This is a genomic window from Kutzneria kofuensis, from assembly GCF_014203355.1.
GTDB lineage: Bacteria > Actinomycetota > Actinomycetes > Mycobacteriales > Pseudonocardiaceae > Kutzneria > Kutzneria kofuensis.
On the sequence record NZ_JACHIR010000001.1, the window covers coordinates 412953 to 426177 of the forward strand.

Here is a 13225-nt window from a genome sequence, read left to right on the forward strand (position 1 = left end):
GATTACTTGGGCCTGGCCTGGGCCAGGAACAGCTCGTACCGGGCACGGTCGGTCTCGACGTAGTCGAGGATCTCCTCGGCGTACTCGGCGTTGGCCGCGGACCCGTGCAGCAGCTCGCGGTAGAACAGCCACAGGCCGGCCCGCGCGAGTTCCTGGGCCTGCTCGGGCAGATCCGGCCGGCCCGCCTCGATCTCCGAGCAGTGGGTGTCACCGCGGACGATCTCGGCGATCAGCCGCAGCACCTCCGAGTGGGCCGCGACCGGCATCTCGTCGGCCAGCGCCGCGCACAGCACCGACACCAGCGGCACCGCCGCCTCGAACAGGTTGCCCTGCACCACGACCACGTTGTCGAGGCTGGTCTCGCTGTAGATGTGCTCGGCCTCCGCCTCGGTGGTGGCGGCGACCAGCGCCGCCACCGCCGCGGGCACGCCGTCGGCTGTGCCGTGGACGGTCCTGAGTGAACCCCAGTCGTGGCGGCTCAGCTCGATCGACACAGCAGACAACACGGCGTCCTCCTTCTCGTCAACGGGTCACCACTCCGGCGGATTCTCCTCGAACGGACCGCCCATCTTGGGCCCGGGGCCGTTGTTCGTCGATGCCTTGAACCGGCCGTCCCAGTCGCCGTTGGGCATGCCGAACACACCCCGGACGAACCGCCACGGTCCCCACTTGGTCTGGCAGACCGGGCACACGTACTTCGTGACGACCCCGTTCTTCTCCATCCGGATGGTCGAGATGAACCCGGCCCGCTCGCGGACCCCCTCGTCGCCGGTCTCCTTGGCGAGGTTGTTGAGCGCGTTGCCCTCGGCGCACTGACCGCCGCCGGAGCAGCCCACCGCCCAGGAACCCGTCTCCGGGTCGTAGGCCGCGGTGACCGAACGGCTCCGTTCCTTCTTGCTGTACTCGTCCGGGTTCTGGCGAGTCATCAGGGTCGAGTTGCGGGCGTTCTCCATCTCGCGCTGGATGTCCGGCGGGATCTCGAAGCGGAGCGCCTGCGGCGCCTCCTCGGTCGGCCCGCCGACCGAGAACGCCTCGTTGCCGGCCGCGACCACCGCCCGGGCGCCGCCGCCACAGCTGTTGTCGACGGAACAGCCGTTGAGGAAGATCTGCGTGCTGTCGCCGGGCAGCAGCAGGCCGACCTGGAAGAGGGTCGAGATGCCGTCGTCCTCGCACATCTTCGACTGCTCACGACAGATGTCGTTCCAGGCCTGGTCCTCGATGTCGCTCGGGATGGCCTCGCCGGGCTTGAGCGCCGGCGCGAGCTTGCCGACCTCGGCCGCGTACAGCTGCCGCAGGTGGTCCGCGACCTTCGCGTCGGCCGCCACGTGCGTGCTGACCGGCTTGTACACCGGGCCGGCGACGTGCGGCTCGACATGCTGGGGCGAGCCGCTGGGATAGATCCCGTAGCCGCTCAGGCCGGGGCTGTTCGCACCGGCGTCCATGCACGCCTGGGTGACGCACCAACTGCCGGCCGTCAGGCCGCTGGCGTCGGTCTTGTTGACCGGGTTGGCGTTGGCGTAGCCGTACGGGTTGAGCTGCTGCGGATTCCCCGTCTGCATGACCGGGTCGGCCGACAGGAACCGGCCCTGGCCCGAGTCGTATTCGCGGGCGCCGAGCTGGGTCAGCCCGATCGAGGAGTCGACGGTCCCGCCCAGGAATCCCTTGGTGCCGGGGAAGGTCACCGTGGGGCCGCGCGGTTCGCCGTACGGGGTCTGCCGGCGCTGGGTCACCTGGAGCGTGTCGCTGTTGATGGCGACCTGCGAGGTGCCCTGGAAGTCCGGCGCCAGCCAGGTCAGCCCGGTGGCGTCCCGCATGCCGATCGTGCGCGGGCCGTACTGGTAGTACCGCGTGGCCTTGCCGGCGGTGCTGCCCTTGGCGACGTGGAGTTCCTCGCCGCCCAGGTACAGCGTCGTGCCGGTGCTGTCGTGCCTGACGAGGCGGGTTCCCTCGGCGTCATAGACGAAGTCCGTGACGTTGCTGCCCTCGGTCACCTTCGACAGGTGGCCTTCCGGGTCCCAGTCCAGGGTCTGGGTGGAGCCCGGCAGCTTGCGGGACACGGTGTTGCCGGCGGCGTCGTACACGTACTGGCTCGACGACGTGCCGGCCGGGCCGGTGGTGGACGTCGAGCTGAGCTTGTGGCCGGTCGCCGGGTACGTGCTGGTGGTGACCGTGTCGCCGGCGGCCGCGTGCTGCGTCGCGGTCTGCCGGTTGCCGACCTTGTCGTAGCTGTAGGACTGCCAGTACGGGGCCGGGCCCGCCAGCTTCGCCGTCGACGGCGCGTCGGCGCAGCTGCCCGACGGCGTCCAGGCTTCGGTGAGTCGTTGCAGGTAGTCCTGCTTGAAGCACTGGACATCGGCCGGTTTGCCCTGCGGCGTGTCGGCGATCGAGGTGATGTTGCCGTAGTCGTCGTAGCTGTAGTGGGTGTCGGACTGCATCGGCGACGGCACTTCGGCGTCGATGATCGTCCGCTGGATCCGGCGGGTGCTGTCGTCGTAGTAGGTGGACAGCCAGGTGCGTTTGCCGGTGTCGCCGAGCTGGACCCGCTGGACCTCGCCGTAGCGGGTGTACTGGGTGTCGGTGACGTAGTCGTAGGTGTTGCCGTCGTAGCCGCCGCTGGTGGTCAGCAGCTCGCCGAGATCGTCGTAGGTGTAGGACAGCGGCTCCGCCGGCAGGTCGCCGGCGGCGGCGTAGGTGATGCCCTTCGCGCTGCCGTCCACGTTGTACGACATGTTCTGCGTGTAGCTGCCCGCGATCGCGCCTTCGCTGTCCGGCACGGTGAGGGTGACGGCGATCGGGTGGTACAGGGCGTCGTACCCGACGGTGGTCGACGTGTAGGCGTGGCCGTCGACGAACCGCGTGGTGGACGCGATCTCGCCCTTGCCGAAGGTGGCGGTGTCGTAGGTCCACTGCGACTGCACCGCGTCGCCGATCTTGGTGTCGATCTTGCGGCCGAGCTTGTCGTAGTCGTAGGTCAGCGTGACCCCGCGCGAGCTGGTGGTGCTGGCCAACTCGTTCGCGGCGTCATAGGTGCTGGTGGTCGTGCCGGTGTCGACGTCCTCGTCGCGCACCAGGCGGCCACGCAGGTCGTAGGTCTTGTGCCAGGTGTTGCCGGCGGGATCGGTGATCGTCGCCAGCTGACCGGCCGGCGTGTAGGTGTACGTCGTGGTGTCGTAGGCGCCGGTCGGTTGCGAGCCGTGGTACTGCCGCATCTCGACCGTGTTGCCGCGGGCGTCGAGCACCGTGGTGGTAGCGGTGCCGCCGGCCGGCGGGGTGACCGTGGACCGGTCGCCGTCGAATCCCGTTACGGTGCGCCACTTCTCGAACGCGCCGCCCTTGACGATCTCGACCGTGGCCCGGCCGAGGCCGTCGAACTCGTGATCGGTCTGCAACGGCACGTCGACGTCGCTGGCGATCCACAGCTGCTCGTCGACCGCGGCGTCGTTGAAGTACGGCTGCGTGACCTTGTACTGCCGGCCCTGCGAGTCGTACCTGGTGTCGGTGATCAGCCGTCCGCCGCCGGTGGCCGGCCGTTGCTCCTGGCGCAGCCGCAGCAACCCGTCGAACAGCGCGTTGCTGCTGACGTAGCTGCCGTTCGGGCCGATCTTGGTGGTGGTGATGACCGTCGGCGCGTCGTTGCGGACGTGGTAGGAGAACTTCGCGTTGCCGCCGACACCTGGGGTGCGGGCGCGGTTGGGGAGCCACACCTCCGTCTTGTGCCCCAACGCGTCATAGGCGATCTCGGTCTTGCGGTTGTTGGCGTCGACCGTCTTGACGGGATTGCCGTAGGCCGGATCGACGGTGGTGGTGACCGACTGGCCGAGCGGGTTGGTGGCCACCGTTTGCGTCAGCGGCCCACCGGTCGCCGGCGTGTAGGCCGTCGTGGCGGTTCTGCCCAGCGCGTCGGTTCTGGAGACGACGCGGCCGAGGGCGTCGTAGCCGGTGGTGCTGGCCGTGACGTAGTTCGCGCCGGACGCCGGGTGGCTGTCCAGCACCTCGGCCTTGGTGGCGTCACCCTTGTCGTTGTAGGAGGTCCGGGAGCCGGTGATGGCGTTGTCCGGATAGGACGGTGTCTTGTCGCAGGCGACGGACACGGTCTCCGACTGGTTGGGGAACGCGATGAACCACTTGTCGGTGTCACGCGCGTAGGTGACGCGGGTGCACCGGTCGTCGGCCGCCGTCGAGGTGTCGCCCAGGTCGTTGGTGGACGTCACCTGGCGGTACTCGTCGAAGGTCTGGTCGACCCGCGTGCTCCGCCAGCCCCCGCTGGACAGCGCCACATGGTCCACGGTGGAGCCGATGTTGACCTGGTATGCCTTGAGGCTGCCCCGCGTGGCCACCGGGCCGCGCACCGAAGGCGTGGTGATCGACTTGTCCAGCACCTGCTCACTGGTGCCGTTGTGGGCCTGGGACTCGTAGTTGAAGCCCTGGAGCCAGGCGTCGTCGGTGCGGACGCCGCCCTCGGAGTCGGTGACGCTGACCGACCGGGTGCCGCTGGGCAGCTTGTCGCCGTCCATGCCGCGGTAGTACCGGGTCTCGGTCATCGTCTGCGGGCCGGACAGGTCGCCCGGCTTGCCCCGGGTGACGCGGACCCGGCCGTAGCCGCGGAAGTCGTTCCAGGTGCGGTCGGACTCCTTGGAGAACTCCGAGGTGTCGTAGGCCCAGCCGGCCCCGTCGAGATAGTCGTAGCTGGTGACCTGCTCGGTGTTGCCGGCGATCATGTCGGACTGGGCGACCTGCGCCACGACGTACTTGTTGAAGTAGTCGGTGCGCTCGGAGAAGTCCTTCTTCGCCCAGGTCATGGGATAACAGCGCTTGGTGTTGCTCTCCGGCGCGGCCGGCAGGGCGGTGGCGGTGCAGTCGGGGTCGGCGTAGGTGACGGTGGTGACGCCGCCGGCCTCCGACACGATGCCGGTCAGGCGGTAGCGCAGCAGCGGCCCGAGACCGTCCACCTTGTCCACCCGGTTGGGGAACTTCGTCCCCTCGAACCTGACCGGTGGCATGGACAGGTCACCGGCGCTGTCGGTGACGGACTTCAACCACAGCGCCGGCTTCTCGCCGTCGCCGCTGGCCGGGAACTGCTGGTCCAGCGTCCACGACTCGACGTCGGTGTAGTTCGAGCCGCTCAGCACCTGCGTGGTGACCTTGGACAGGCGCTTGGTCGACCAGAACGTCGGCGAGTACTTGTCCTTGCAGGTGGCCGTGTCGCACTTGTCGTCCCACGGGACGTCCGGCCAGTTGTCCTTCTTGTCCGCCGTGCAGTCGCTGCCGGGGACACAGCGGTCGGCGGTGGTGAACTCGACCCGACCGGTGGCCTTCTGCCCGTCGCGGATGCCGTAGCGGGCCTCCTTGAGCGTGCCGCCCCGGGTGTAGGACGCGGCCGCGTCCTTGACGTCGAGGCCGTAGGAGTTGGTCTCGGCGTCGTAGTCGTACTCGATCACGTTGCCGTGCCGGTCGACGACCTTGTCCAGGTTCCACCGCCACGCCTGCACGCAGTGCGAGTCGGCGAAGGCGGCGGCGTGGCACGGCTCCCCGTCGTCGTTGCCGAAGATCGGCACCGTCCACGTGGACTTGGACTCCGGCCGGTCGCCGAAGAAGTACTGGGTTCCGTCGACGGTGGTGATCCGCCAGTACTCGCCGTCGTTGTCGCCGTTGGCCGCGCCGGTCAGGCGCTCGATGCGCGACCCGTCGTCCTCCTTGTTCTTCCAGACGCCGGTCTTGTCGTCACGGACGAGCTGGCCGCCGCCACCGCCGTAGGCCGCGGTGGCGTTGTCGCTGCGCCAGCACAGGTCCCCGACGTCCTTGACCGGCTTGACGTCGTTGGCGCACGGAATGTAGCTGCGCTCGATGAAGCCGACGGACAGGTCCCAGCCGTCGCCCACCCAGGAGGCCTGGTTGTTCGTCGCGCTGGTGCGACCGTCCACACTGGACGACTTGTAGTTGAGGGAGATCCGCGGGTCGAGGCCGCCGGCCGACGGCGGCACCCGCATCGGGTAGGACCAGCTGAAGTCGCCGGTCTGCGCGGCCACGCTCCAGGACGCCGACGGGGACAGCGGGGTGGCGGTGTCGACGCCGCCACCGTCCTTGGTGGTGGAGCTGGGCTGGTTGCCGTGCAGCTCGCTGCTGGTGGCCTGGTCGTTGGGACGGTCGGTCTTCTGCTGCTGGCTGACGGGCGTCGAGGCGACGCCGGGGAGCGGGACGGAGGGCTCCCCCGCCCACGCCACGGACGGCGTGAGCATGCAGAGCGCACCGGCCGCGAGCACCGCGGGCAGCACGCCCGCGACGCCGCGTCTCAGTCTTCGCACGAATACCCCTCGGGTGGAGGTCACGACGTGGGATCGGTCTGGAACTCGCCGCCGGTCGGGGCGGTCGAGCGGGCGTAGCCGAGCGCCTTGTCCACGGCGACGCCCTCACAGTTGGCGGCCAGCGACACCATGCTGTCCGCGGGCGGCACGACGCACCGGGTCAGCCGGACGCCGGCCGACGGGTCGACCGGAGCCGCCGCGAACACGTACCCCTGCGCCGACACCACGGTCTTGCCTTCGCAGGCGGTGTCGTTGGAGGCGAAGGAGTCCGGCCCGTTGCTGCACCGCATGAGCGGCTGCAACCCGTCACCGGGCACCAACGACACGTACCCCTGCCAGCCCTCGTTCTTGAAGGCGGCCGGCGCCCCGTCGATGGTCGTCACGTGGTCAAAGCCGGGGTTGGCGTACCGGGTCAGCACCGCGTAGCCCACGGTGTAGCCCAGCTGGCCCTCCACGGTCTTGCCGCCGCACGTGGCGTCCCGCGACTCGAAGTGGTCGTTGGTCCCGGAGTTGCACCGGTAGAGCGGAATCGTCGGAATGTTGTTGGGCTGCTGGGTGAACACCAGGCCGGCGGTGCCGATCTTGGTCTTGCCCTCGCAGTCGTCCCGCAACGACGTGAAGGAGTCGTTGCCGTCGGCGCAGGCGTACAGCGTCCGGGTGTTGTCGCCGGCCGCGGCGGGCATGCCCAGCGCGGACTCGAAGTGGTAGCCGGGGCGCACCGAGTCGGTCAGGCCGGTGTAGTGGTCCCCGGCGCTGTTGACGAAGCTGCCCAGCTGGCCCTTGAGCGGCGCGCCGAAGCTGCCGCGGTCGGTCAGCACGGCGTCGGTCGCCACGCCCTCGCCGGCCCGGACCTCGTCCACCGAACCCGGGAAGTACGCCGTCAGCTGCCCGTCGGTCTTGCCCCGGCCGATGACCATCTTGCCGGTCGCCTTCCACAGCACCACGTTGTTGCGGGTGCCGACCAGCTGGCCGTCCACGTAGAGCCGCAGCTGCCTCGCCGGGTAGTCGTAGACGCCGGCCAGGCTGGTCCACTGGTTCACCACCGGCGCCGCCACCGAGGCGGCGTACGCCTTGGCCGCGCCGTCGGTGTCCGAAGTGGACGAACCGAAGACCCAGCGCTTGATGTCGGCCCGGTAGCCCAGGGCGAAGCCGCTGTTGCGGTCGCCGTCCTGGCTGACGATCGTGGCGTCCTTGTCGTCACGGGACAACTTCGCCCAGCCCGACACCGTGAAGCTGTCGTGCATCGGCAGCCCGGACGGCGTGGTCAGCGCCCCGGAGGTGCCGTCGAGCTGCAGCGCCTTGCCGCCGCCCGCGTCCGGCCCGAAGCTGGTGCCGCCGCTGAGCGTGCCGGTGTAGCTCCGCCAGCTGGAGTCCTTGCCGGTGCCGTCGTTGAACTGGTAGTAGCCCCAGTCCGCGTCGTAGATGTCGTCGTGGATCTTGCGGGCCTCGCCGTCGCTGATTGCCTTGGCGTACACCCTTGTGTCGTCGACGACGCCGTTGAGCAGCGCGGAGGCGTTGCCGTTCCACTTGGCGCGGGCGATCGACATCGGACCGGTCGCCGGCAGCAGGGAGACGCCGACCTGCGCGCCGGAGAGCAGCCCGTTGACGTAGAGCCGAACCTGGTGCAGGTCGGCGTCGTAGGACATGGCCAGGTGCGTCCACTCGCCGGGGTGCGCCGCCTCGGACGAGTTGAGGATGGCGACCGCGCTGCCCGGGTTGTCCTTGTCGGCGGTGGGCATGATGACCGCCCACTTGCCGGCGGGACCGTTGTAGGCCAGCGAGAACGGACTGAGCCAGTTGCCGTCCTGGGCGATCACGGTCTGGTTGTCGGTGCCGCCCTTGAGCAGGTACACCCAGGACGCCAGCGAGAAGCTGTGGCCGGTGTCCACCACCGGGGCGGCGGTCTGCGCGAACGCGGTGGTGCCGTTGTAGTTGGTGGCGTACATGTCCCGGCCACCGATCCACGTCGTGTTGGTCAGCGTGAGGTCGAGGCCCCGACCGCTGCTGTCCTTCGACGTGGCCCCGGTGTTCTCGTCGAACTTCCACTGCGCCGCGTCCGCCTTGGGCAGCGCGGACGCGCTCACCGCCGGGTAGGAGTGGTACAGGGCGCTGACCCGGTCCTTGTCCAGCTGTCCGGTGTACATGCGGACGTCGTCCACGCTGCCCGGCCAGTACTCGGCGTTGGCGCTGTTGACCTTGCCGCGCCCGATGACCAGGCCGCCGCTCGGCTGCCACGGCGAGTTCAGCGTGCCGTCGCCGACGCGGGTTCCGTTGACGTACAGCCACACCTTCTTGGTCGCCGGGTCGTACACGCCGACCAGGTGCGTCCAGGTGTTCACCTCGGACGGCAGCGTCGACACCGCGGCCTTGGTCACCACGGCGTTGTCCGCGTCCGACTCGGGCATCTCGAACGTCCAGGCGCCGAGCTGGTTGTTGTCCGCGTCGATGATGTGCCCCAGCCGGAACTTGCTGGAATGCGCGCCATCGACGGTGACCGCGTCCACCTTGCACGCCGAGACGGTGCTCAGGTCGCAGTCCTTGTTCGGCAGCAACACCCACGCCGACACCGTGAACGACTGGTCCAGCCGCAGGTCGACGCCGGTGGTGGCGGCCGCGCCGTTGACGCCGTCGAAGCTGGCGGCGTTGCCGACCCGGCCCGGGACGAAGCTCGAACCGCCGGTCAGGGTCGCACCCCGCGCGCCGACCGCGTCGGCGGCGTTGCGGCCGCTGGACTCGTCCAGCGGATAGTTGTGCACCAGCGTCAGGTCACGGCCGGCCATCGCCTGGATCTCGCTGGCGAACAGCGCCCGCGAGTACACCGACACGTCGTCGATCGAGCCGGCGAGGTACTCCACCGGCGCGCCCGCCCACTTGGCCCGGCCGATCTGCAGGCCGCCGGAGGCGTTCCAGGTCTGCGTGTGCGCGACGGAGCCGACCAGCGAGCCGTTGACGTACAGCTGCAGCTGGTGCGCGCTGGAGTCGTACACCGCGACCAGGTGCGTCCACTGTCCGATTTGGACGGAGCCGCCGATCACCTCGTCCCGCTGCGTCCCGTCGTCGGGGGCGTCCTTGGCGAACATCACGAAGCCCCACCGGCCGTCCTGCCGGGCCCGGAGCTTGAACGCGCTGTCCTGCGTGCCGTCCTCGGAGACCACGGTCGCCAGCGCGGACGCGCTGTCCACCTTGGCCCACGCCGCCACCGAGAAGCTGCGGTCGACGTCGATCACGTGCGGCAGGCTGACCGCGGAGGTGCTGCCGTCCAGCCGCGCCGCGAGGTCGTTCGGGTCCGGCATGGACGACTGGCCGCCGGTGTAGTCGACCTGGCCGACGGCGGTGCCGTCGACGGCCTTCGGGGAGGCGTCCTTGAGGTTGCCGTCCAGCTTCCAGTTGCCCTGGGTGACGCTGGCCTGGCTGACGATGCCGCGGATCTCCTCGTCCGACAGCACGCGGCTGTAGGCCCGGACGTCGTCGATCGCGCCCCAGAACTGGTTGGTCTGCGTGCCCTGCCACATGCTGCGGCCGAACACCAGCGGTCCGGTGCCGTTGAACGCCGACGTCTGCGGCGCCGTGCCCGCGAGCACACCGTTGACGTAGATGCGGATCTGTTTGTTGGGCACGTCGTCCACGGCGGTGACCTGCGTCCACTCGCCGAGCTTGGCGGTGCCCGACGCGCTGTGCACCGACGCGTCGCCGGGGTGGGTCATCGTGTCGGCGCCGGTGGTGTAGAACTCCCACCAGTCGCCGGCGGAGTTGTTGCGGTAGCCGAGCATGAACGGGCTGTTCACGGCGCCGTTCTGGGCCACAACCGTGTGGAAGGCGTTGGTCGACCCGCCGTCCAGCCGGGCCCATGCCGAAACCGTGAAGCTCTGATCGGTACGCAGCACCGAGGAGCCGGTGGAGACGTAGTCGGCGTCGGCGCTCAGTTGCACCGCACCGTTGACCGCGCCGTTCGGGATGAAGTGCGCGCCGCCCTGAAGCACACCCGCGCTGCCGCCCGGAATGGTGTTGGCGGCGGTGTTTCCGTTCGGGTCGTCCAGCTTCCAGTAGCCGACCTGCACGTTGTCCCGGCTCACCGCGGCGCTGACCTCGCTGTCGGTCAGGCTCCGGTCGTACACCTTGACCTCGTCGACGGCCCCGGTGACGTAGTCGCGGTTCGGGTCGGAATCCCACAGCGTCCGGCCCACCCGCAGCTGGCCGGCGACGAACGGCACGACCTGGGTTCGCGGCACCGTGGTCGACAGCAGGCCGTTGACGTAGAGCTTGAGTTGCTTGCTCGGCGCGTCGTAGACGGCGGTGAGCTGTGTCCACACGCCCAACTGGGCCGCGCTCGGCGAGACGGCCATGTCGGTGCCGACCGGGTTGTAGACGCCGAACACCCAGTGCCCGCCGTTGTCCGGGCGGTACCAGAGGTCGAAGCCGGCGAACTTGTCGCCGTCCTGGCTGACGATCGCCTGCGCGCCCGCGGGGTTGGTGATCTTCGCCCACGCCGACACGCTGAAGCTGGTGTCGGTGCGCACGGTGTTCGCGGCGCTCATGTAGCCGGTGCCGTCCAGCGCCAGCGAGGAGCCCACCGCGCCCGGCGTGTAGGTCGCGCCGCCCGACAGCGTGCCGTTACGGCTGCCCAGGTAGGCGGTGTCGTTGGTGTTGCCCTCGAAGGACCACTGCGCCACCGGGCCGTTGCCGGCCCGCACGTAGATGTGCATCTTCTTGGTGGGGCTGCGGTGGCCGGCCCGGTCCACGCTCTGCACGTACAGGTCCTGCGGGCCGTCGCTCGGCGGCGCGATGCTCACGGTCGCCTTGCCGCCCAACGCGTCCGCGTCGACCTGGGTCGCCGGCGGGTCGCTCCAGCCGTACAGGTAGTGGTCGATGTCGGACACGCCGGCGGCGTCGAAGGTGAACGTGCCGGGCACGTCCTTGCCGCCGTGCCACTGGTTGTCCTCCTGGTACAGCCCGCCGGTGACGCCGGGGGCCGTGTTCACGCCGACCCGGTCCACGATGAACGGCCCGGGCCCGTTCTTCCAGTCGCCGCCGTCCGGCCCGTCGGTGCCCCACAGCGTCCAGCTGACGTTCTGGCCGTCCCGGTTGCGCAGGTCGACGTCCTGGGTGAAGACGCTGCCGGAGGCCAGCGTCGGCCCCCTGTGCTCCTCGACGCTCGGGCCGCCGTAGACGTCCCAGATCGCGGTCAGCTGGTCGTTGTCCGGGTCGGACAGCGTGCCCTGCAGCCGGATCGTGTCGTCGCCGACGTAGGCCTCGCCGCCGCACCACTTGCAGATGTGCAGCGGCGGCTGGGTGGCCATCGCCGACGGCGGGTTCGGCCGGGTGTTGTAGTTGACGATGATCCGGGTGGCGCCGGCGTCCAGCTTGCGCCACGCGTACTTGTCACCCTCGTCGGAGGCCTTGATGAAGTAGGCCGACCACCCGCTGGGGTTGATGTACTGGCCGACGTCGAAGCCGAGGCCCTTGTTGCCGGCGCAGCCGCTGTAGGCGCTGTCGCCGGGGCTGGTGTCGACGTGGGTGCCGGCCGGCTGGTTGTTCCAGGTGATGCCGGCGTCGAACGTGCTGTTGGCGATGAACAGGTCGTAGTTGCGGGTGTTGCAGCTCGGCCCGTACACGATGGTGGCGTCGAACTCGGAGCTGATGATCCGCTTGCCGGCCAGGAAGCTGGTGTCGAACTGCCAGAAGGTGCGCGCCGTGCCGACGCCGGAGCAGCCCGCCCAGCCGTTGCAGGTGCCGAGCTTGCCCCAGGTGTCCACGTCGTTCGCGCCGTACCAGTGGGTGCTGTTCGGCGTGGCGGTGAACACCTTGGCCCAGTCGCTGCGGTCGAAGGTGTGCCAGTCCGGGTCGATGACGATCGGGAACTGGGCCTTCGGATCGGTGAGCAGCTTCTGGTCCGGCACCAGGGTCAGCGAGGTCTGGTCCAGCTTGACGCCGACGGTCGCCCGGCGCTCGGAGCTGGCGTCCCACATCGTCGACGGCGGCGTCTGGAAGACGACGTCGCCCTTGGCGTCGAGCGCCCGCACCACGCCGTTGTCGGCGGGCTTCACGGTCAGGCCGTCGGCGGTCAGGCCCAGCCGGATGTCGCCGACCTTGGCGGCCGCGGCCGGGTTCTTCACCACGAGATGCTGGTTGAAGCCGGTGGCCAGGGCGGACAGCACGAGGTCGACGCCCGGCAGCACCTCGGCGTAGGTGGCCTCGCCGCCGTCCAGCTCGGGCTTGGGCAGCTTGCCGGGCCAGCTCAGCGTGAGCGACCGGCCGGGCGCGCCGAAACGCACCAGCGGCGTGTCCCCGCCCCCGGAGAACACGACGTCGGTGGTGACGGTCTTGGGCGCGACCACATTTCCGGCGGCCGGCGCGAGCTTGGTGTCGACGGGGGCCCAGGTGTTGCCCCGCTTGACCTGCATCGGCTCGCTGGACAGCTCCGCGACGAGGGAGCCGTCGGGCTTGGCGGACACCTTGCGGGTCGGCGTGCCCAGGGAGGTGACGACGATGTTCTGGTTCTGCCGCTTGGCCGCGGCGAAGGCGATCCCCGGATCGGCGGTCTCGGTGATCGGGGCGACAGCCTCGTGCGGGCCGTCCTGCGGGAACAACACTCCGGTGGGGACGCCCACCGCCACTGCCGCGGCAACCGTGAACGCCACGGTCGCGACCAACCATCTCAACCGGTGTTTCGGCGTAGATCTGCGCGTCAAAGCCCAGCCCCCCTGTCGGGTAAACAGATCCCAATGACAGCGCACGGATCGTGCCAGCCGGGGCGACGGCCGACATTGTGGAAACCTTGAATCCGCAGGTGACCGCGCACCCTCTGTGGGAATTTCTTGACCGTTGTCGGGCTTGTTTGCGCATGATCGTTGTAAACTTGCGAAATTTAATGCCGATATTGCATATCGTTGTCGAGCTGCCTACAGTTCGAGGTCCCTGCCCAT

The 13225-nt window shown here is 69.5% G+C and carries 3 protein-coding genes; all 3 read right to left on the reverse strand.

The features are described 5' to 3' along the window. Nucleotides 1–2: 2 nt before the first annotated feature. Genes BJ998_RS01850 through BJ998_RS01860 form a run of 3 tightly spaced genes read right to left on the reverse strand, consistent with a single transcriptional unit; the run spans nt 3 to nt 12940 of the window. Nucleotides 3–506, reverse strand: coding sequence for a hypothetical protein (locus BJ998_RS01850; protein ID WP_184857894.1), 504 nt, complete (start codon nt 504–506; stop codon nt 3–5). A gap of 24 nt (nt 507–530) precedes the next feature. Further along, nucleotides 531–6302 (reverse strand): RHS repeat-associated core domain-containing protein, encoded by a 5772-nt coding sequence (locus BJ998_RS01855; protein WP_184857896.1) that lies wholly within the window; start codon nt 6300–6302, stop codon nt 531–533. A gap of 20 nt (nt 6303–6322) precedes the next feature. Further along, nucleotides 6323–12940 carry a LamG-like jellyroll fold domain-containing protein gene (locus BJ998_RS01860; RefSeq protein ID WP_184857898.1) on the reverse strand — a complete coding sequence of 2206 codons (6618 nt, stop codon included), beginning with the start codon at nt 12938–12940 and terminating at the stop codon, nt 6323–6325. Between the last annotated feature and the right edge of the window lie 285 nt (nt 12941–13225).